Origin of the sequence: Wolbachia endosymbiont (group A) of Opomyza germinationis, assembly GCF_964264765.1 — a bacterium.
Lineage (GTDB): Bacteria > Pseudomonadota > Alphaproteobacteria > Rickettsiales > Anaplasmataceae > Wolbachia > Wolbachia pipientis.
In genome coordinates this window covers 1,336,638-1,358,560 of record NZ_OZ183482.1, presented here as the reverse complement: position 1 = coordinate 1,358,560, position 21,923 = coordinate 1,336,638, and the positions used below count along the sequence as shown (strand labels likewise).

Sequence of the window (21,923 nt, the reverse complement as noted above, 5' to 3'; positions counted from 1 at the left end):
TCTATTCTATTTATTCTTTTGTATATTAAAGTATAGTAATAATAATAGTTCTATCAATAACTTGTTACTAACTTAAAATTCAGTAAAAATTGGCGTTGTTCAACTTGTGGATAAATATGTGAGTAACTTTCGTATATTATTGATTTTCTGTTATGATTTATGTGTATAAGTAAGGTGTTTAGAGTGTTAGTAATTTTCTTTTATGGAAAATACTTTACCATCATGCATTGTTACACAACTATGTATATGTTGTTGAAAAAGTTGTTGATCAATTGTTGGTATTTTATATCAACAAATAATTCACAAATTAATTTGACATTATTCACATGCTTATTAAACATTTAATAACAGTTTTCTTGATAAATCTAATCTGAAAACGTTTTTGCCATTACAGGGAATAAATTGAGTAAAAAAAGAACCTTAGTAGAAAAAATAGCATATAGAATTTTTCTCTTCCTTTTCAAAAAAGCTTCTGTGTTGAAAAAGTGTGCGACTGAGGCATTAATGAAAGATCTGCCAGACCTTAATATATTTAATGGTCTATTAAAATTCCGCGATTGTGGTATAATGGATATAATGACTCCACGTACAGAGATATGCGCAGTAGACATTGAGTCAAGCGAGCGTGAAATAATAAAGAAGATAAAAAACACTTGCCACACTAAAATACCAATTTATAAAAATAACTTTGATAACGTAATAGGCTTTTTTTATGTAAAAGATGTTATTTTTAATAGGGATAAAAATTTTAATCTGAAACATATTATACAAAGCGTAATATTTGTTCCACCCTCGATGAAGACAACTAATCTTTTTGTTAGGATGAACTCTTCTAAATCATGCTTAGCTATCGTATTGGATGAATATGGTGGAACTGATGGTTTAATTTCAATGACTGATCTTATAGAGGAACTAATACCAAACATTGATAGTGAAAACGAAATAAATTCAGAATATACCATTACTGAATTGTCTCAAAATAAGTTTGAAGTATCAGCAAGGGCTCTTATAAAAGATATAGAAGAGGATCTAAAAATAGAATTACGTGACCCTGAAGAAGACTATGTTACACTTGGTGGTTTGATTCTTTCGATTGCTGGTAAAGTGCCTTCTGTAGATGAAGTCATTAAATATAAAAATGGTATGAAGTTTATCATCAAAGATGCAAATGAGCGCTACATTAATAAAATAGTACTAGACTTAAGTGATTACAAAAATTAGATTTGGTACCCCTTGTCGGGGAATGCCTTGACACGAAGAAAAAGTTGTAATAACCAAATATGCAACTCAAGTTATAGTTAAACCTATTTCCAGCAAATTATTTTCGCAAGTATAATGCATTTCAGTGTTATAGTACTCTAATAATAAAGAGGTCATATAGATATTAATATCTTTTGTATTTAAATTAGTGTCATTTTTTTTGATTAATTTGTCTACTAATGATTTGCTTATTGGTTTGTGTTCATTTAGAATTTTTATAGTTAATAGCATTTTATCTTCTGTTTGACTCAGTAAAACAGATACTAGTTCAACTTCCGCCACTGCACTGGCTATAGTTAGCACCATATTAGAAATTATCTTATTTATCTTTTCAATTAAATCTTCCTTATTTTTTGCAGAGTATGCGTCTATTTTCCACGTAAGCTTTACTTTTTTTTTAATAAATAATTTTCGATATTAGATTTGGTCTTATCAAAGCTATAATTATCCATTGAAGAAGAATATGCCTGCTTCATAACTTTATGTTTATATATTAAATCATCGGAGCTTTCTTTAAGAAACAACAACGCTTCCTTCTGCGCATCAGCATCATTCTTATCTATTACTTCAAGCTCTTCTACGCCAAACGTTATTCCATTCATAGAGTTAGCAAAGTCATGAAGCAGCCGTCCTGATAGCAGTTCCGTTATTAACAGTATGTTTTTGGTATTTTCGTTCATTGGATAATTATAAATGATTTAAGTTACCCTATATTGGTAAGTATATAATAGTCAATTAAGAGAAAGTTTCGTTGCACTTTTTATATCAAGGCATTAATATAGTATTAACAATTTTAAAATTTATAAAAGGATTATGAATACTTATACCAGATCAGGAATAGATATTGAACTATATAATAAGTTAATAAAAGAAGTCAAGCCTATTGCTCAAGAAACTACTAGAGAAGAAGTAATCAGCGAAATAGGTTCATTTTCTGCGTTATTTGATTTTGCTGCACTAAGTAAGAAGTATGACCATCCAGTACTCGTTTCCTCAACTGATGGAGTAGGTACGAAACTGTTGATAGCTCAAGAAGTGAATAAACATGATACTATAGGTATAGATTTAGTTGCAATGTGTGTAAATGACTTACTTGCACAAGGAGCAACGCCTTTGTTTTTCCTTGATTACTTTGCAACAGGCGTTTTGACCAAAGATGTTTTATTATCTGTGGTTAAGGGCATTGCAGAGGGGTGCAAGCAAGCTAAAATAGCATTGGTTGGTGGGGAAACTGCAGAAATGCCTGGAATGTATGGTAATAATCACTATGACCTTGCAGGGTTTGTGGTTGGTGTAGTTGATCGAAAGCAAATTCTTCCAAACTGTAGTATGATGAAAGCAGGTGATTATATAGTTGGCTTAGAGTCAAGTGGAATTCACTCAAATGGGTTTTCTTTAGTGCGCCATGTTTTCAAAAGCTTAGGTATAAATTATAACGATACATCTCTATGGAATAATAAATCTTGGAGTGAAATACTACTTGAACCAACAAAAATATATGTTGATTCTTTGCTGCCTATCATGTCACAAGTAAAAGGTATTGCGCACATCACGGGTGGTGGTTTGGTAGACAATATTCCGCGAATTCTTCCAAAAAACTTATTTGCAAACATAGACATTAATTCCTGGAAATGGCCAGATATATTTTTATGGCTAACAAAGGAGGGTAAAATAGAGAAGAAAGAAATGCTAAAAACATTTAATTGTGGTATTGGTATGGTATTGATCGTAAGTTCTGAGAATATGCAAAACGTGAAAAATCATTTCCAAAAACGTGGAGAAAAAATTGAAATTATTGGAAAACTTGATGAGGCATGTAACCCTCCACTTGATAGAGTAGTATTTAGTTAACCTAACTTTACTGACAGTCTTTTTGCAACTTCTAGGTATGCTTCCTTTAAATCTCCTAAATTCAAACGAAAGACATCTTTATCTAGCTTTTTATAAGTATTTTTATCCCATAATCTGCAGTTATCAGGGCTAATTTCATCAGCTAAAACGATTTTAGTACTGTCATTTATTAATCTGCCAAATTCTAACTTGAGATCAACTAAATATATACTTGCATTTGAAAATAGGTGAACTAATATTTCGTTGATTTTTAAAGTTGTAGTTTTAACTTCATCCATTTCTTTGCTAGATAGCCAATCAAAATACAGTATGTGATTTTCACTTACCATTGGGTCGGCTAGGTCATCATTTTTGTAAAAAAAATCGATTATAGGAGATGCAAGCCTCTCACCTTCTTTGATATTAAAACGTTTGCAAAAGCTGCCAGCTGCGACATTTCTAACTACTACCTCAAGAGGTATTATCTTGAGTTTTTTGACTAGCTGTTCTCTTTCGTTTAGAGTTTTTATAAAGTGTGTGCTAATTTCTGCTTTCTCAAGCTTTTCCATGATAAAAGCACTAATATGATTATTAATTATTCCTTTACCATCGATTATTTCATATTTTTCCTTATTGAATGCTGTAACATCATCTTTAAAGTGCTGTATGACAATTGATAAGTCTTCAGTTTCAATAATGGCTTTCGCTTTACCTTCGTATATCGTTTTATTCAGTGACATGTTTAATTTAACTATATATTATATCAATTTACTATTCTTAGAGTATAGCCCCAAATAACTTAAAATAAACCTTAATGGCATTCAATGTTACAATATTAACCATATTCCCAGAAATGTTCCCGGGGTTTTTGAACTATTCTCTTGCCGGAAAAGCGTTAGAAAAAAAAATATGGAACCTTGAAGTAATAAATATTCGTTCTTTTGCGAAAGATAAACATTCAACTGTGGATGATGTTCCATATGGAGGTGGAGCAGGAATGGTTATGCGTTCTGATGTAGTTGGTGATGCAGTAGATAGTATGCTCTCTGTTCATAAAAACACTAAGTTTATTTACATGACTCCATCTGGAACTAAGTTTAATCAGAATATTGCCAGAGAATTATTAGAGTTTCCTCATATAACAATATTGTGTGGTCGATTTGAAGGTATTGACCAAAGGATAATTGATGCGTATACTCCTTATGAGTTAAGTATTGGAGATTATATACTTTCAGGAGGTGAGCCAGCTGCAATGGTGGTTCTTGATGCATGCATTAGACTTCTTCCAGGTGTAGTAAATAATACCGATAGTATTACTGAAGAAAGTTTTAATTATGGTGGTGGTGTACTTGAATATCCTCAATATACTAGACCTGAGCAGTGGAAGGGATATAAAGTACCTGAGGTTTTGTTATCTGGCAATCACAAAAAAATAAGTGATTGGAGGCAGAAGCAGTCTCATGTTATAACAAAAAAGCGTAGGCCTGAATTATTGAGTGGAGAGATAAATGACAAATTTACTTAAAAAATTTAACGAACAGCAAATGCAAGTGTTAGCTAAAGAAATACCAGAATTTCGTCCTGGCGATGATTTGAAGGTCACTTTTAAAGTAGTTGACGGTACAAGTGAACGTATACAGATATTTGAAGGTGTATGTATATCAAAAAGGAACCGCGGGTTACATTCTTCTTTTGCAGTCAGAAAAGTGAGCCATGGAGAAAGTATAGTGTCTCAGTTTTTTGTTTATTCTCCTGCACTGGTTTCAGTGCAAGTGACAAGAAAAGGAAAGGTTCGTAGAGCAAAACTGTATTATCTGTGCAAACTATTTGGAAAAGCTGCAAGGATCAAAGAGCGTACTACTTATGTTAAAAAGAAATCTAAGTAGATACAATAGGGAGTGATGTCAATTGTGTCATCTCAGAACTCTCTCTTGTCATCCCAGTGCGTGACACACAACTGTACGAACATTGTGTTTGCCTCCCGCTGTGGTGTCATCCCAGTGCTCCGACACTGGGATCCAGCATTCATTATTCTCCTTTTGGTTTGTGCTTTCATGGAAAATGTAAAAATTATTTGCAGGCAAAGCCTGCTGGATCCCAGTGTCAGCTACTTGCATGACAAAAAAGGGGAAAGTTTTTTCAAATCCTCGTGTAAAGAAAAGTAAATGAGTATAAAGAAAAAATTCCTTAAATTACTTCAGTCAAGGCGTGTACATGCTCGTATAAAAAGGAAAAATAAAAAGAACAGAGCGCTACGCTTTTGTTCTTTCACGGCACTAGTTATCTCACTTGGCTGTCCTGTGTGTATATTGCTCAGTATATTGGTTAACTCTTACAGTGCCTTAACAGTAACGAAAATTTTATTGCCAGTTGAAATAAATGCTGATCTTGCTTTGGCGAGTAATCCTAGTGATTTGCGGTATAAGTCCATTGGCTTACTCAACGATTCTTTACGTAAGGTGTTTGGAGGAACTGATTTTAAAGACGGTGACGAAATTTTAAGTCGTAATTCTTACAAAGAACTAGAGAAATTTTTTCGTAAGAAAGTAAAAGATAGTGGTGAATATGAGATCTGGTTTACCGCGTCAAGTATAATTAATTCAATAAATAAAGATAAATATTTGAATGATCGTTATGCTAAATTACTTGATTGGCTAAAAGAAAAGAGGAGAGTGAAAAAATTTTTTAATAAGTCTTTATTCCTTAAATCTGACTCTCGTGAACCTGAAAATGCAGGGATTTTAGGAGCGTTTATCGGTTCATTAATGACAATTATAGTGTGCCTAGCATTAGCATTACCAATAGGAATTATGTCGGGCATCTGTCTTTACGAATTTATGCCTAAAAATAGGCTAATGACTAATATTGTAGAAATTAGCATAAATAATCTTGCTGCAGTGCCTTCAATAATATTTGGTGTAGTGGGCTTAACTCTCTATCTTGGCATATTTGGGCTACCACGCTCTTCACCACTTGTTGGTGGAATGACTCTTTCATTTATGATGTTACCTAATATTATAATTGCAACAAAAAATGCCTTTGCGAATGTTCCTATTACGATAAAAGATGCAGCGTTTGCGCTCGGTGCACCTCACATCAAGGTGATATTAGATCACTCTTTACCGATTGCGTTACCAAGAATAATACATGGTACTGTGCTTGCAATTGCAAGGATTTTAGGTGAATCTTCTCCTTTACTTATGATGGGTATGGTGGCATTTATTGCTGATACACCTACGTCCTTTTTCGATCCGGCGACTGTTCTACCTGTGCAAATATACATATGGTCAAGCAATCCTGAAATTGCATTTGTTGAACTTGCTGCTATCGCAATTATAGCTTTATTATTGGTGTTATTTACGTTAAATTTAGTAGCAAATTTTGTAAAAAGGAAATTCGAATTTTTTAATTTTTAGCAATTCATGAAAATCACAGTCCTATCTGGTTATGGCTTAAATTGCGAAAAAGAAACTGCATTTGCATTTATGGAATGCAGCAGAAAACTTGGTATTGGTAATATTGAAGTAAAAATCGTTCACATTAACGATATCATAGATAATCCAGGTGAACTGAAATTAAGCAATATACTTGCAATTCCAGGGGGTTTTTCCTATGGTGATGACACTGGTGCTGGTAATGCGTTTGCTTTACGTATTAAAAACAACTTGTTGGATGAGTTTCAAGAGTTTTTATCTCAGGACAAGCTGATTATAGGAATATGTAATGGTTGTCAGATATTAGTAAAATTAATTCCAGAATTCTCTAGTCTAGCTTTAATCCATAATGATATAGGCAATTATCAATGCCGTTGGATTAGAGTGAGAGTTAATTCAAAGAGTAATTCTGTTTGGCTACGGGGTCTGAGTGAACTATATCTCCCTATTGCTCATGGGGAAGGCAAATTTTTTATGGATCAAGATATTTTGAACCAATTGATTGAGAGCAATTCCACCGCATTACGTTACATTGATAAAAATGGCAACTATGCTAACCTACAATTTCCTTACAATCCGAATGGATCTACATACGACCTAGCAGCTTTATCAGATAAAAGTGGAAGAGTGCTAGCTTTAATGCCCCATCCAGAAAGGGGAATATTTTTTACCCAGCAAGATAATTGGCCCCTTGAAAAAGAAAAGAGCAAGCGTTTAGGTGTTGCTGTGCCAAAATATGGCGATGGAATGCTTATATTTGAAAATGCACTAAAGTATTTTTGTTAAAATTTATTGATAGGGATTTATGGTCGAAATTATCCCCTGATATTGCAAAAAACTTGCTTGACAAGCCTTGCCAGTCCCCTTATCATGAAACTGAAGCTATTTATTTATCTTCTCTGTACAGATTAAATGACAAAAAAACTCACGTATCTGGCGTCCCATGTTTAATTTTTTGCACTATGTGCATCTTATGTCTTTATAAAATTTCTAGGTTTTTACCTAATATAAGCTGAAATGCGCTTATAAAGCATTTAAAATATCAAAAAACGCCAACTTAAAAAATGGATAGTGAATAATTAGCTACCCTAGGGTTTCTTTTGCCTTTTTTTCTGTTTAGTAAATTTCTTAAACATTTATGACTAAAGGTTAGTTGCATTAAAAAGCAGCTAAATCGCGGTTATTAAGCGTTTAGAATAAAAAAACGCCATACTTGAAAGTATAATGTAAGTAATTAGCCAACCACGGGGCTTCTTTTGCCTTTTTTTTATTTGGTAAATTTCTTAATATTTATAGCTAAACGACAACCGTCATCCCGCTACTTGTTAGCGGGATCTATGCTTTGAGATACCGCGAATGAATCGCGGTATGACGGTGTAATGATGGTTAAGTAATTCGTCATTCCGCTACTTGTTAGCGGCTGAGATACCGCGAATGAATCGCGGTATGACGGTGTAGATGATGGTTAAGTAATTCGTCATCCCGCTGCTTGTTAGCGGGATCTATGTTAAGGTATAGTAGGGGATCTATGTTAAGAGATACCGCGAATGAATCGCGGTATGACGGTGTAATGATGGTTAAGTAATTCGTCATCCCGCTGCTTGTTAGCGGGATCTAGAGATACCGCAACGTCTCACCTATAGCCTTCAGTGCTCCTTTTTTTGTCATCCCAGCGTCACGCGTTGGTTTCAACATTATATCATGAACTTTCTAAAATTCATTGAACTGTGTTTTCAAACGGTAGTGCCGGGGTGTGAGTATAATGATTATCAGTATATAAAAGTCATAGCAGACAGACTTGAAGCGGCAAATGTTGGCAAAATGAGGCGAATAATATTCAATATGCCTCCGCGTTCAATGAAGTCCCTGTGCGCTAGTGTTGCGTGGCCCGCATGGATACTGGGAAATCAGCCAACTGCAAGAATAATAGTTGCAAGCTACTCTCGGCTGCTTAGCGAAAAGCACTCGCTCGATACAAGATGCATAATGCAGTCTAGTTGGTATAGAGAGCTGTTTCCAGAGGTAGAACTATCCAAAGATCAGAATACCAAATACAAATTTCAAACAGTGCAGAGAGGATACAGAATCGCAACGTCAGTTGGAGGGACGTTAACAGGTGAAGGTGGTGATTTCATCATCGTGGATGATCCACTGAGTCCCGCCCAAGCTTTGAGTGAAACGTTTAGAAAGCGTGCTACAAATTGGTTTGACCAGACTTTAGTAGCCAGGCTCAACAATAGAAAAAAAGGAGTAATTGTTCTTGTGATGCATAGGCTACATCAAGAAGATTTAACCGGGCACCTTCTCTCCAAACCGAAAAACATATGGAACCATACTTGTTTACCGATGATATCTGAAAATAAGGAGATTATCTATTCAATCAAAAAGCCAGCGCCTCCTTTTCTTGTTCCTGTCACCCGAGTAACTACAAATGAGTACAAAAGCTGGATTACAGCATCAAGTGCTAGAATGACACCACCCGTAATATTATACTCAAGAGAAGAAGGTCAGTTGCTATATCCCCTCGATGGAGGAAAAGAAGAAGTTGAGATGATAAAGGTTGAACTTGGAAGTTACGCTTTTGCTGCACAATATCAACAAAACCCTCTGCCACTTTCAAGTGGTATAATTAAACGAGAGTGGCTGAAGCGCTATAGAAATTTTTCTGATAGTCTCTCATATGTCACTCAGAGCTGGGACACTGCAGTTTCAACAAGCAGCATGAGCAACTTTAGCGTCTGCACCACCTGGACAAAAGTGGGCAATAAATTCTATTTACTCGATGTATATCGCGCAAAGCTTGAGTATCCAAAGCTTAAAGAGCAAGTTCTGTCACTAGCTGCAAGATGGACACCGCACGCAATTTTAATCGAAGCAAAAACAAGTGGTCAGCAATTGGTGCAAGAGCTAAAGACAAACAGTGATTTACCAATTATCGAAATAGTACCACATGATGACAAACTCACTCGATTTTATCAAATTGTTCCGATTATAGAGTCTGGCAAGGTTTTTCTGCCGCACCAAGCAGTATGGCTGAACGATTTTGAGTATGAGATTTTAATGTTTCCTGAAACTCGACACGATGATCAAGTGGATAGTACCGTGCAATATTTGCAGTGGGTGAGAGATAGTAGCTCTAGGGTCGCAGCTTTACGGGCATTGTGATTTAAGCCTACCAGATCCAAGTAGTCAGCTACTTGCATGACACCCTGACAACCGTCATCCCGCTACGTGTTAGCGGGATCTAGAGATACCGCGAATGAATCGCGGTATGACGGTTCGTGGTGGTATGACAGTTCGTGGCGGTATGACGGTTCGCGGCAGCATGACGATAAGCTCGTCATCCCGCTACGTGTTAGCGGGATCTATGCTAAAAGATACCACGGCGGTATGACGTAGAACTGCTGCTTGTTAGCGGATGAGATACCGCGAATGAATCGCGGTATGACGGTTAAGTACGTGTTAGCGGCTAAGAGATACTGCGGCGGTATGACGTAGAGCTCGCGTTAGCTATAAGATTAGCTAACATTCTGCACGTCCATAAAAAACAAACCTTCTTTTTCGTCTTGAACGCTAATAATAGCGTGAGTGTTAAAAGGTAAAGGATCATTTGTATGTCCATGGCCTACCCCTTTCATAGTAAATACAGGAAAGTTAACACTTTTTGCAAACCTTTCTTTTACAACTTCAACAAGGTTATCGTTATAGCAGTTAACGAAATCCCCAAAGATTACTGCATGTACTCCATCAAAGATGTGAGCTTGTTTTAGGTGATCTAAACTGCGCTCTATTGCGTATGGGTAGACTCTTATGTCCTCTAAAAATAGAATTTTACCTTTCGCATTTATTTGCCAAACAGTTCCTATACTGTTTTCAACTAAAGTCATATTACCACCGATGATTTTAGACTTTAATCTGCCATCTTTTAGTCTAATGCCATTATTTATCATCTTTAGCTTATCAAATCTGATAGAATCCCGCTTGTTAAGAATTAACTCTTTCAATTTTTCAACAGAGCTTTCAGAAACGGAGTTATTTACTATCATTTCCAACATGGTGCCGTGAAGAGTTTGCCAATCATATTTAGCTTGTAGATGGATGTGCAAGGCAGTTATATCGCTATAGCCTATGAGGATCTTTTTGTTTTGAGCAATCCTTTCTTTTTTATCATTGGGTAACTTTTCTAGATAGGGAATTAACCGAGAAGCCCCTTCTCCTCCTCTGATACACCAGATTATTTTACTATCACCGGTTAGTGCACTAACCAAATCATTTGCTCTGAATTCATCAGAGTTGGAATAAAATGGGTTATCATTACTATATATTTTCTCCGAAATATGGGGATTAAAATCCAAAGCTTCTACATATTCTTTTATAGTAGTCAGATCTGATTCTTTTCCCTTGGAGGAAGGAGCAATAATATCAACTTGGTCCATTGCATGAATACCTGTGTTAGCACATAAAGTGAGAATGAAATATAAAAGGTAAACAATCATTAAAATATCTTATAAAACTCTTTTTTTAGTATATCATCCAATTCAGAGAGTGGAACTTTCACTCCTAGTTCTTCCATTGACGTGACGCCATAACCTTGCAACCCACAAGGAATAATACCCTTATAGTGAGAGAGGTCTGGAAAGACGTTAAGCGCTATGCCATGATAAGTTACCCATTTTCTTAAGCGAATACCAAAAGCTGCAATTTTTTTTTCTACTCCGTTATGGTTTACCCAAATGCCTATTCTATCTTCTCTAAACTCTCCAAGTATATTAAATTGCTTTAAAACATTTATGATCCACTTACTTAGATCTCTAATATATAGCTTTATATCGCATTTGTTTCTTTTTTTAAGGTTTAACATTAAATATATAATGCGCTGTCCTGGACCATGATATGTGTGTTTACCACCCCTTCCTGTTTTATATATGGGAAATAGTTTTTCAACAATATCATCAGCTGTTGCACTGATTCCTGCAGTATAAAGTGGAGGGTGCTGGAGTAGCCATACCAATTCGTCTGCTGAATTATTGTGAATTTGTTGAATTTTCTCTTCCATGGATTTTACAGCACAGTTATAATCAATAAGCTGATTGGATATTAGCCATTCTGTCATATTCTATTTCTTTTTTTTTAGTATAGCAGTTCGTTTTTTCCTGTTATTCCAGTGTGTGACACTGGGCGCAGCCTTTCTTATTCCTAATATACTTAATACTAACTTCTGTGCTATTTCTCCTTAACAAACATAGTACATGACAAATGTTTAATTATTTGTCAACACAGGTCCTCTTTACGTATAGGCAACTTTTTTTATTGAAAAATTCAGAAAAATGTTGTATAATTATTAGTAGATTTTAGGTAAAATATATGGCAAACTCAAAATTTAGCATAACTTTCAACAACGAAATTTCAGAGTGTCTTGCTGGACTGGCTAAAATAAGAAATAAGTCCATTAAAGAACTAACAGAGAAGCTAATACAAGAAGCAATTGAAAATGAGGAAGATAAAATACTAATTGAGCGTGCTGCTAAACGTAATGTTTCAGGTGTAAAGAAAATTAGAAGTGAGGATGTAGACTGGAATACAATATTATCTTCATAGAAAGCGTTCTTGAGAAAGACCTTCCAGCTCTTCCAAAAACAATAAGATTAAGGATCATAAATGCGATAAATAAGCGCCTTACAGTTGATCCCATTAACCTTGGTGAGCCATTATATTACAGATTTAAAGGACAAAGAAGATTAAGGGTAGGTGATTATCGCGTTATCTATTCCGTAAATATTATAAAATATGAAGTGGTTATCACAGAGATAGGACACAGAAAAGATATTTATAAGTAAGTACATCATATAAATATTAAATATATTTTTACTCCTTCCTGATTCATTTTCTACCTTAGGTGGCTTCGCTCAGCTCAAAAAAAAAGCTCATTCTTTTTGCTACCCCTTATTGTGCCTGCCATTTAACTACTGTGTAGAGATTGCTCTCAAACATAATGTTCGTACGTTAGTATATCCTTCCTGTGACACCAATTGATATAATTCTACCACAAATTCAATTTTTTAGGAGGCATATATGAATCTCAATATTTTTCAAAGAAAAAAAAGCGCAGTATTTACTAAATATTCTGCTTTGCAGCTAATGATGGAGCCAAGTTGGAGTAAGCGTGATTATGTAAGTTTTGCTGAGGAAGGTTACATAAAAAATGTTATTGCCTTTCGAGCAATTAATATGATTGCAAGTGCTGCATCTTCGGTACCTTTTACTCTCTGCCAGCTTACTGAACAGGGAAAATCGCAATTAAAAGCCCATCCATTACTGAAATTACTTTATTCTCCTAATCCAATGACATCAAAATCGGAATTTATTGAGGGGATTGTAACTTATCGGTTAGTTAACGGCAATTCTTATATATTGATGGTTGAGTCACAGAATAGTAGAAAACCACCAACAGAGCTTTATCTTCTGCGCCCCGATAGGGTTGAAATTGTTCCAGGGAGAAATAACGTTCCTTATATCTATCGTTATACCATAAATAACAACAGTTATGACTTTAAAGTTGATAAACTAACTGGATGTTCAGCAGTGTTGCACTTAAAGACCTTTAATCCTTTGAATGATTGGTATGGGTTATCACCAATTGAGGCAGCTGCATATAGCATAGATCAACATAATCAGGCGGGTGCTTGGAATCAAGCGATGTTGCAAAATGGGGCAAGACCAAGTGGTGCAATAGTTGTAAAATCAGCAAAAGATGGAAGTGGTGGAAGTTTAAGTCAAGAGCAGTACCAACGCTTAAAAGCGCAGATAAATGATCATTATTCAGGTTCTATAAACGCTGGAAGACCGATATTGCTTGAAGGAGGCTTGGAGTGGAAAGAAATGAGCTTATCGCCAAGGGATATGGATTTTATTGAGTCCAAACACAGCTCAGCTCGTGATATTGCGCTAGCTTTTGGCGTTCCACCGCAATTGCTTGGCATACCGGGTGATAACACTTATAGCAATTTAGTCGAAGCACGCTTATCCCTCTGGGAGCAGACGGTTTTACCAACGCTAGAAAATATTATCTGTCACCTGAATTCTTGGCTGACACCAAGATTTGGTGAAGATCTGTGCTTGTCGTATGACAAAGATGCAATAGAAATTCTCATGGAAAAAAGACAAAAGTTGTGGAAATACGTAGAAAACGCAAGCTTCATGACGCTCAACGAAAAGAGAGAAGCATTTGGCTTGCCACCACTGCCAGGTGGTGATGAGTTAGGTTAAGTTTGTATCCGTTCAGATGAGTTTATTGTCCCCTAAACCGTACACCTAAGTAAATTAACTATTTTTCTTGCCAACCAGAGCGATGAAGATTTGGTCTACATCAAAACTCATCTTAGGACGCCAAATAGGGCCATCCAAATGCATATCGATATAGATTGGATTACTATAATTTGGTGGTATGAAAAAGAACCTGAATATAGAAGCTAAAGCGAAGTTAGATAAGGTTAAATTAGAAGAGATCGATCCTGATGCTTGATCAATCCCGAACTGTAAACTAGTTGAACATATACCACTCTTAATACTTGCTTTTCCGCTAATATTTTCAAAAAATGTCTTGCCATTATATATATCAACATAAGCAAGTGTGGAAATTTCAGATTTATTCTTACTGCTTAACAAATTAGTGATAAATGAATTGAAATCTACATTAGTAACTTCTATTCCTTGCGCTTGTAAGTTTACATCTCCTGATAAGTTACTAGCCCAATCATGAAAACTTTTTCCTTGAGTTTTGATTTCACCATTTAAGCTTACCTGACCATTTACATTGTCAATTCCTATAACCTTACCAATCTTTTTAGTGTCCAAATTTACAATAGAAAATCTTGTATTTATTGAGTCTGATCTTAAATAACCCTGAAAAAACACTTGCCCGCGTTCTAATACGTAACTTGCCTGCCTGATAGTGATAGTGTTGTTTCTCATTACCGCATCCAAATTAAAATCTTTTAAAACATTCTGCTCGGTTTTAAATTCTGCAGTATTGATTTGCACATTTGCATCAAAGCCTTCTTTATCATCCAAAAAATCAAGCTGCTTTGTTGACCATTGAATTTGATCTATCTCATTTCTTGAATTTCTTTTCGTCTCTACTAAATTTGGTAATGTAATAATTTTTCCATTAAATTTACTGCCCGTAAGGTTAACATCTAATAAAGGTTTGGCGTATTTTTGATCTGCTAATATTTTTGCATTACCGGTAATATCGAAATCTTCTCCAGATAGTTTTATTTTATCTGCAACTAGCTTACCTTTTTCCATTTTCAGCAAAAAATCCAAATTTTTAATTTTCGTATCATTCAATGTAAGGTTATTAACACGGGCCTTTATATTTGTATCATACTGAAAATTTTTCAGCCATTGCATTTTAGGTAAACTGCTAAATAATGAATGATCATATTTATCTGCATCAAGATTATGCATGCTAAATTCACCATCGATCACACTGCGTTTTTTTGTGTGGCTTACTCTAATTGATCCTTGCAAGGATTCCTTATTATTTAGCAGTCTAATGTCTGAGATAGATAATATTCTTGGTGCAAGGTGCAGTTTAGAACTTAGTGTAAATTGATTTTTCTGGTTTTCTTTCATCTTTATAGAAGGGAAAAAACATGAAATGAATGACTCAAAATCATTTCCTTCGACTAATAAATCACCGTTGAATTCAGATAGGACATTATTGTTTGAGATCTCTCCTGATAAGTAAGATATATTATTGATTCCAGGAAATTTAAGAAGCGTATTAACTTTTACTTTGCCATCAGTGGATTTTAGTACAGCACGGAAATTGTCCAATATTTTGTTTTGATATTGAATGTTAGAAGCTTCCATATTAAAATTTAAGCTCAAGTTCTTTGGCACAACTGCTCTAAAACATTCCAGAAGATCCTTCATATTCATTGTTCTTTGTGAATCATTTTGTATGGAATCTAAATCAACTTTACTGAAGCTAATATTGAAATTAGTGTGATTGCCTTTTCTATCATTTTGTATTGTACCGCTGGCTTGCATGCTTTTGGAATCAATTTTTAAGTCAGTTGCCGTAAACTCACTTTCATTAAGACTTATATTGGATGATATCTTGATATTTTCGCTAGGAATAACACAAGAGAGAAAGCTAAGATTAATGATTTTTGCTAAATCACTCACAGAACCGGAACTGTTATTAATTGTTAATGTTAAATTACCCTGGAGTTCTTCTTGATTTCTATTACCTGTAAATAGCAAATTTACAAAATTTGATTCAACACTAATGTGTACATTCCTTTTTGTGATATTAACCTTTCCTGAAAAATCGTAATTATTATCACCTACCTTTACTTTACCAAAAAACTGCTTATTTTTTTTTACAGCAACTTCCTTTATGTTAACAATATCAGCGAAATCATTCTTGAAACTTACTTGGCTGTCTTTTATTACTATATCGACTGTGTTACCACTGGCGTTTGTATTTATAATATTAAGTAAATTTTCTTTGTTGCTTTTCATGCCAAACAATGTGATTGACTTTGGTTGCAACGAAAATAAAAACAACGATAGGAATGATGGCCTTATTTCAATTTTTCTTACACTAATTAAATCTGACAACTTTTGCTCTTTATTTTCGTTGTATTGTACGTATACATTATAAATAGTGAGCTTTGGGGTAATCAACGAAACTTTAATTTTTCCCCCAATATGCACTTTAGCATCATACGTCTTCTCTAACTCTTTTATGATATATTTCCTGTAGCCACTCCAATCCTTAAAAGTTGCAGCAACATGCATGAGAATTAATAGCAGTGAGATTGATAATATAGCATATAAAGAAAGTCTCATAATTTACACATGCTTAAAGTTTCCCTTAAATATTAAATAGAGAATACCAAAATAAACAATAACACTCAAAGCTATTAAAGTCGTTAAATAAACAATACGAGCCAACATTTTATCAAAAAATAATCCTGCCAACAAAGAATTAAAAATATAAAGGGCTATTGACATGACTGCCGTTGCTACAAAAATTTTCATGACATTTAACAATAACGCTTGGCTAACCTTATACATTTTATTTATTGTTAAATAACTAATTAATAGAATAGAGTTTATCCAAGTGGAAACGGAAGTAGCAATAGCAATCCCCGTATGCTGATACTCGTTCATTAACAAAAGGTTTAGCACTACATTAATTCCAAGACACATTAGCGAAAATATGGTTGGTATTTTCAGATTGCCTTTAGCAAAAAATGTAGGTAGCAATACTTTATTTATAATAAATGCAGGTAAAGAAAGAGAAAATGCTATTAAAGTGGGAACAGTTTGCTGCACTGCATAATGATCAAACCGGCCGTAAGAAAAAAGCGTAAGTAAAATTATGTCGGGAATAATGATAAAGGCAGCAGTTGTTGGCATAATTAACATTAATCCTATGTTGAGAGCCTTGTTCTGTATTTTGACTATATTTTCAGTATTATCCACCTGTTTTGAAATTAAAGGAAGAAGCACTGTACCAATTGCAGTACCGATTATTCCCTGCGGTAGTTGATTTAGTCTATCGGCATAATATATATAGGACACCGCATTTGGTATAAAACTCGCCATGATTGTATCAATCCATAAGCTTATTTGAGTTACACAATTGTTGATAATTGCAGGTATCACACGCTTAAAAAATAACCTTACTTCATTGCTTAATTCAAGGCTAAAAGAAAAAGCTGCCTTTAACTTGTATGCACTAAATAGTATCAAAAGTAGCTGGAAAATTCCTCCTATAAGGACAGCTATAGAAAGGTTGTGCGCTGGAGTTTTTACGTAAGGCACAAACAAACTGATGATTAAACAGAGATTCAAAACGATTGGTGCAATAGCTGTTGAAGCAAAATGCTGCTTTACTTGCAGCATTCCACCAATAAGTGATGCAATTGAAACAAAGATTATGTAGGGCATCATAATTCTTGATAAAGTAACAGTAAGGGTAAACTTACTTTGGTCAAATCCAGGAGCAAAAATTTGAATCATATAAGGGGAGAAAGTTTGCATGATAAGGCAAAAAATTACTAAGATAATAAACGTAATGGATATTACACTACTTGCAAAATTAAATGCCTTTTTATTATCATATGATTCTGTCGAATATAATGGTATGAATGAGGTAGTGAACGCTCCTTCTGCAAAAAATGCTCGAAATAGATTGGCAAAACGAAACGAAGAAAAAAATATGTCTGCAAGAGAGTTCGCACCAATAACCGTAGCAATCAATACATCTCTTATTAACCCTGAGATCCTTGAAATAGCCGTAAAAAAACTAAATGTGAAAATACTTTTAAACATACCACTACTTCATTAGTGTCAATACAATTAACTATAATGGTAAAAGTATCAATGAAAATATTTATTGGCTAAACTTAAAACCCTCTGCAAAAGGAGAGTTAAATAATCAATTGACTATTTGCGCTCTTATGTTAGAAATTTTATATCTTGGCGGGCGTAGCTCAGTTGGTAGAGCGTCAGTTTGTGGTACTGAATGTCGCCAGTTCGATCCTGGTCGCTCGCCCCACTAAAACCCGATAATTTGAAAAACCGTCATCCCGCTGCTTGTTAGCGGGATCTAGAGATACCGTGACGGTATGACGTGAGTTAGCTATACATTGGCCACTGATGATTGAAATAGTTAATTACTGTAAAATTTGACATTAACCGCTAATAGTTAGAATATTAGTAGAGTAAGAATTACTCAAGAAGGCATGCATAAATATGATGTAGTAGTAGTAGGTGGTGGTCATGCAGGGTGCGAAGCTGCTGCTGCTGCAGCTCGCCTTGGTGCAAACACGCTGCTTATAACTCATAAAATTTCAACTATAGGGGAAATGTCCTGCAATCCAGCAATCGGAGGAGTTGCAAAGGGCGTTGTAGTCAGGGAAGTTGACGCTCTTGATGGAATAATGGGAAGAGCAATCGATCAAGCAAGTATACACTCAGTCATTTTAAATAGCAGCAGAGGTGCAGCAGTATGGGGCCCGCGTGCACAGGCAGACCGAAAATTATACAAGCAAGCAATACAGGAAATTATTCTAAATTATAATAATTTGACGGTAAAAGAAGAGTCGGTTGACGATTTTCTTATAGAGAGTAATAACAATGGAGAATTGTGCATTAAAGCTGTAATAACAAGCTCAGGGGAGCATATACTGACAAGTAAAGTCGTTCTAACTACAGGGACTTTTCTGCGGGGTGTGATTCATATAGGAGAGCAGGTAACTCCTTCAGGGAGAATGGGAGATAAGCCTGCAGTAGAACTTGCAAATACGTTGAAGAAATATAATTTTAAATTAGGTAGATTGCGTACTGGAACTCCACCGAGGCTTGATCGTGGCACTATAAACTGGTCAATATTGCAAGAACAAGTGGGTGATAATCCACCTGTGCCGTTTTCTTATCTCACAGAAAAAATTAACCAACCTCAGGTATCATGCTTTATTACCCATACTAATGAAAACACGCATAAAATAATTAGAGAGAATCTGCACAGGTCAGCTTCTTCGTATTTGGATGATATTATAGCACCAAGATACTGCCCATCAATTGAAGTTAAAGTTAATAAATTTGCAGAAAAAAGTAGTCATCAAATATTTCTAGAGCCAGAAGGCCTGGATGATGATACTGTATACCCGAACGGAATTTCAAATTCATTGCCTATTGAAGTGCAGCGTGAAATGATAAAGAGTATCAAAGGACTTGAAAACGCAGAAATACTAAGGCCTGGATATGCAGTTGAGTATGACTATATTGACCCACGAGAGCTGTTTCATACTCTTGAAACTAAGAAAATTAAAGGCCTATATTTTGCTGGCCAAATTAATGGCACCACTGGATATGAAGAAGCAGCAGGGCAAGGAATTATTGCCGGGATCAATGCAGCACTTTCTGCATCTGAAAAAAAAGAAAGCTTTGTTCTTCATCGCACAGACTCATATATCGGCGTAATGATAGATGATCTAGTCATCAAAGGGGTGATCGAACCTTATAGATTATTTACCTCGCGTGCAGAATATAGGCTAGCTATCAGGTCAGACAATGCAGATAGAAGATTAACACAAAAAGGTTATGATATTTCCCTTGTTTCGCATGAGAGATACTCTGTTTTACAGAATAAACTTGAATCCATTAAGCAGCTTGAAGAGAAGTTAGGGAGTCTGACGATTACTCCTGAGCAGCTTAGGTCTTATGGTATCAAAATATCTTATGATGGGATAAGAAAAACGGCACTAGATTTACTTAGCTATCCAAACATCGACTGGAATAAATTACAAGAAATATGGCCGGAGTTAAGCAGCGTCACGCGCTGGAATGGCAAAATGGGACACACCAAAGCGGATAATAGAGCTAAGAATGAAATATGCGAAGCGGTTGAAATTGAAGCAAAATATAAACCCTACCTAATAAGACAAGAAGCAGATATGAAGTTTTTACGAGAGGAAATTAACACTCAAATTCCAATCAACTTCAACTATTCACAAGTTAAAGGCTTGTCAAGTGAGGTAATAGAAAAGCTACAAACAATAAAACCAGCGACGATTGGCATTGCAAAGCAAATACAAGGCATCACTCCCGCAGCGATAGTGAGCATATTAGTGTATTTGAGAAACAGGAAAACGAAAGTAGCTGCTAGTTTTGCGTGAGGCATTCCATGTCAAAAATCAAAGAATTTCGTTCTTTTATGCACGAAATAAACGTTGATGCATTTGTGTTACATACTAAAGACGAATATTTAAATGAGTATTCAGAGGAGCTAACAAAGCTGTGTGGCTTCACAGGAACAAATGGGCTGCTTATTGTCACAAAAAACAACAAGTGCCAATTTTTTACAGATGGACGCTATATCACACAAGCTCACAATCAGCTCGATCAGGGCAATTTTCAAGTATATAATATACAAGAAGAGGATCCACGCGAATGGATAAAAGCAAACTTAACATCGACTGCCTCACTAGGTTATTATTTGCAATATTTTACCATGGAAGATATAAGAAAGTATGAGAATATCTGTAAATTAATACCCTGTTTAGCTGGAAAAAAAAGTGACTATCGAAAACAAGCAGTGGTTTTACATTCTATTAAATATGCTGGTGAAAGTAGTAAGGACAAATGTGAAAAAGTCGCTAAAAGTATAGATAAAGAAGCTGAAACAGTGCTTTTAACTGATCCAAATTCAATTTCATGGTTATTAAATTTAAGAAACGAAAATGCTAAATATACTCCATGTATATTGGGTCGTGCTATATTGTATAAAAGCGGTAATGTTGATTTGTTTATTCAAGATAAAGAACATTCAACTATAGAAGCAAATTTAGGCAATCATATAAATATTTTTGATATCAGTGAGCTAGAAAATTCGCTGCACAAGCTAAATTCAATAGTTATAGATCCAAACACAACTCCAATGAGTATCATGGCTGTAATAAAAGATAAACAGGTAGCTGAAAGAGAGGATCCTTGTTTAATTTATAAAGCAGTAAAAAATCAAACTGAAATAGCTGGGGCTATAAATGCGCACATCAGAGATGGAGTGGCAGTTACAAATTTTCTACATTGGCTTGAAAGTAATGTTGGTACAGAGCTTGAAGCTGAAGAAAGGATTTTAGAATACAGAAAAGAGCAGAATTTGTTTAAACAATTGAGCTTTCCAACAATTTCTGCATTTAATGAGAATGGGGCAATAATTCACTATCGTGCAAGCAGTAAGACGAATAAAGTAATTCAGAAAGATGGACTGTATTTGATTGACTCTGGTGGCCAGTACCTTGACGGCACAACTGATGTGACAAGAACTGTAGTAGTTGGTAATCCGACCAATGAGCAAATAACCCACTATACAATAGTACTCAAAGCTCACATTGCTATAGCAAGTGTCGTCTTTCCCCCCGGCACTACTGGTGGAGAATTGGATATATTGGCACGTACGCATTTATGGAAATTTGGAATGGACTATATGCATGGTACAGGGCATGGAGTAGGAAGTTACCTATCAGTACACGAAGGACCACAAGCAATATCAAAAAGTAATAAAGTGAAACTCACGCCAGGGATGATACTTTCCAACGAACCTGGCTATTACATTCCGGGAGAGTATGGAATAAGGATTGAAAATCTGATGTATGTCAACAGACAAGAAAACGGCTTCTTAAACTTTAAACAACTGACCTCTATTCCATATGATAGAAGACTAATAAATGTGCAAATGCTTACTAAGGATGAAATTGAATGGATAAATGGCTACCATCAATTTGTCTATAAAAACTTAGAAAATAGCGTCAAAGATAAGGAGTGGTTAAAGAAAGTATGTGACCCTTTATAAGCAAAGGAGCATTTTTTATT

General features: G+C 35.2%; 20 protein-coding genes and 1 tRNA gene. 13 read left to right on the top strand and 8 right to left on the bottom strand.

What is annotated here, in order from left to right:
* The first annotated feature begins 402 nt into the window (after positions 1–402).
* Positions 403–1,221, top strand: coding sequence for a transporter associated domain-containing protein (locus tag ACFEL3_RS06830; protein WP_007549273.1), 819 nt, complete (start codon positions 403–405; stop codon positions 1,219–1,221).
* Between the two features lie 66 nt (positions 1,222–1,287).
* Here the strand turns inward: ACFEL3_RS06830 and ACFEL3_RS06825 are convergent, their stop codons facing one another.
* Together ACFEL3_RS06825 and ACFEL3_RS06820 are read right to left on the bottom strand one after the other, a co-directional pair.
* Positions 1,288–1,632: a hypothetical protein gene (locus ACFEL3_RS06825; protein WP_233395610.1), complete on the bottom strand. Its 345-nt coding sequence runs from the start codon at positions 1,630–1,632 to the stop codon at positions 1,288–1,290.
* Positions 1,633–1,646: 14 nt separating this feature from the next.
* Positions 1,647–1,940: a hypothetical protein gene (locus ACFEL3_RS06820; protein ID WP_006280049.1), complete on the bottom strand. Its 294-nt coding sequence runs from the start codon at positions 1,938–1,940 to the stop codon at positions 1,647–1,649.
* 133 nt (positions 1,941–2,073) lie between these two features.
* Between ACFEL3_RS06820 and purM the strand changes: the two genes are divergently transcribed.
* A complete protein-coding gene (gene purM / locus ACFEL3_RS06815; protein ID WP_007549277.1) occupies positions 2,074–3,111 on the top strand; it encodes a phosphoribosylformylglycinamidine cyclo-ligase in 1,038 nt (345 codons plus the stop codon).
* On the opposite strand, the gene purC is transcribed toward purM, so the two are convergent.
* Complete coding sequence (purC, locus tag ACFEL3_RS06810; RefSeq protein WP_010081959.1) at positions 3,108–3,830, bottom strand: phosphoribosylaminoimidazolesuccinocarboxamide synthase; 723 nt, start codon at positions 3,828–3,830, stop codon at positions 3,108–3,110. The two genes, purM and purC, sit on opposite strands and share 4 nt — an antisense overlap.
* 74 nt (positions 3,831–3,904) lie before the next feature.
* Here purC and trmD point away from each other — a divergent pair, with 74 nt between their 5' ends.
* Positions 3,905–4,615, top strand: coding sequence for a tRNA (guanosine(37)-N1)-methyltransferase TrmD (trmD, locus tag ACFEL3_RS06805; RefSeq protein WP_007549279.1), 711 nt, complete (start codon positions 3,905–3,907; stop codon positions 4,613–4,615).
* Positions 4,599–4,976: a 50S ribosomal protein L19 gene (rplS, locus tag ACFEL3_RS06800; RefSeq protein WP_006279489.1), complete on the top strand. Its 378-nt coding sequence runs from the start codon at positions 4,599–4,601 to the stop codon at positions 4,974–4,976. The genes trmD and rplS overlap by 17 nt, the downstream gene beginning before the upstream one ends.
* A 48-nt stretch (positions 4,977–5,024) precedes the next feature.
* On the opposite strand, the gene ACFEL3_RS06795 is transcribed toward rplS, so the two are convergent.
* Positions 5,025–5,207: a hypothetical protein gene (locus ACFEL3_RS06795; RefSeq protein WP_010962989.1), complete on the bottom strand. Its 183-nt coding sequence runs from the start codon at positions 5,205–5,207 to the stop codon at positions 5,025–5,027.
* 48 nt (positions 5,208–5,255) lie between these two features.
* Here ACFEL3_RS06795 and pstA point away from each other — a divergent pair, with 48 nt between their 5' ends.
* The 3 genes from pstA (at position 5,256) to terL (ending at position 9,689) form a co-directional block, all read left to right on the top strand.
* Complete coding sequence (gene pstA / locus ACFEL3_RS06790) at positions 5,256–6,506, top strand: phosphate ABC transporter permease PstA (protein ID WP_265041317.1); 1,251 nt, start codon at positions 5,256–5,258, stop codon at positions 6,504–6,506.
* 6 nt (positions 6,507–6,512) lie between these two features.
* Positions 6,513–7,310, top strand: coding sequence for a phosphoribosylformylglycinamidine synthase subunit PurQ (locus ACFEL3_RS06785; protein ID WP_006279487.1), 798 nt, complete (start codon positions 6,513–6,515; stop codon positions 7,308–7,310).
* 915 nt (positions 7,311–8,225) lie between these two features.
* Positions 8,226–9,689 carry a phage terminase large subunit gene (terL, locus tag ACFEL3_RS06780; RefSeq protein WP_010962987.1) on the top strand — a complete coding sequence of 488 codons (1,464 nt, stop codon included), beginning with the start codon at positions 8,226–8,228 and terminating at the stop codon, positions 9,687–9,689.
* Positions 9,690–10,042: 353 nt separating this feature from the next.
* Here the strand turns inward: terL and ACFEL3_RS06775 are convergent, their stop codons facing one another.
* On the bottom strand, positions 10,043–11,020 hold the full coding sequence (locus ACFEL3_RS06775) for an LD-carboxypeptidase (RefSeq protein WP_010081984.1): 978 nt from the start codon (positions 11,018–11,020) through the stop codon (positions 10,043–10,045).
* Positions 11,020–11,637: a lipoyl(octanoyl) transferase LipB gene (gene lipB, locus ACFEL3_RS06770; RefSeq protein WP_010081985.1), complete on the bottom strand. Its 618-nt coding sequence runs from the start codon at positions 11,635–11,637 to the stop codon at positions 11,020–11,022. The genes ACFEL3_RS06775 and lipB overlap by 1 nt, the downstream gene beginning before the upstream one ends.
* Before the next feature lie 251 nt (positions 11,638–11,888).
* On the opposite strand from lipB, the gene ACFEL3_RS06765 reads away from it, so the two are divergent.
* From ACFEL3_RS06765 to ACFEL3_RS06755, 3 genes are all read left to right on the top strand, one after another.
* Positions 11,889–12,122 (top strand): DUF6290 family protein, encoded by a 234-nt coding sequence (locus ACFEL3_RS06765; protein ID WP_010081986.1) that lies wholly within the window; start codon positions 11,889–11,891, stop codon positions 12,120–12,122.
* Entirely contained in the window at positions 12,098–12,361 is a 264-nt protein-coding gene (locus ACFEL3_RS06760) for a type II toxin-antitoxin system RelE family toxin (protein ID WP_080717643.1), read from the top strand. Before ACFEL3_RS06765 ends, ACFEL3_RS06760 begins: the two co-directional genes overlap by 25 nt.
* 235 nt (positions 12,362–12,596) lie before the next feature.
* The gene (locus tag ACFEL3_RS06755; protein ID WP_010962986.1) at positions 12,597–13,790 is read left to right on the top strand and encodes a phage portal protein; all 1,194 of its coding nucleotides are present in this window, start codon (positions 12,597–12,599) and stop codon (positions 13,788–13,790) included.
* Between the two features lie 54 nt (positions 13,791–13,844).
* On the opposite strand, the gene ACFEL3_RS06750 is transcribed toward ACFEL3_RS06755, so the two are convergent.
* Entirely contained in the window at positions 13,845–16,388 is a 2,544-nt protein-coding gene (locus ACFEL3_RS06750) for an AsmA-like C-terminal region-containing protein (RefSeq protein ID WP_182282701.1), read from the bottom strand.
* Positions 16,389–16,391: 3 nt separating this feature from the next.
* Positions 16,392–17,879, bottom strand: coding sequence for a murein biosynthesis integral membrane protein MurJ (murJ, locus tag ACFEL3_RS06745; protein ID WP_010962984.1), 1,488 nt, complete (start codon positions 17,877–17,879; stop codon positions 16,392–16,394).
* A 150-nt stretch (positions 17,880–18,029) separates the two neighbouring features.
* Between murJ and ACFEL3_RS06740 the strand changes: the two genes are divergently transcribed.
* From ACFEL3_RS06740 to ACFEL3_RS06730, 3 genes are all read left to right on the top strand, one after another.
* Positions 18,030–18,105: transfer RNA gene (locus tag ACFEL3_RS06740), tRNA-His, on the top strand.
* A gap of 187 nt (positions 18,106–18,292) precedes the next feature.
* Entirely contained in the window at positions 18,293–20,227 is a 1,935-nt protein-coding gene (gene mnmG / locus ACFEL3_RS06735; protein ID WP_010962983.1) for a tRNA uridine-5-carboxymethylaminomethyl(34) synthesis enzyme MnmG, read from the top strand.
* Between the two features lie 8 nt (positions 20,228–20,235).
* Complete coding sequence (locus ACFEL3_RS06730; RefSeq protein WP_265039590.1) at positions 20,236–21,903, top strand: aminopeptidase P family protein; 1,668 nt, start codon at positions 20,236–20,238, stop codon at positions 21,901–21,903.
* The last annotated feature ends 20 nt before the right edge of the window (positions 21,904–21,923 follow it).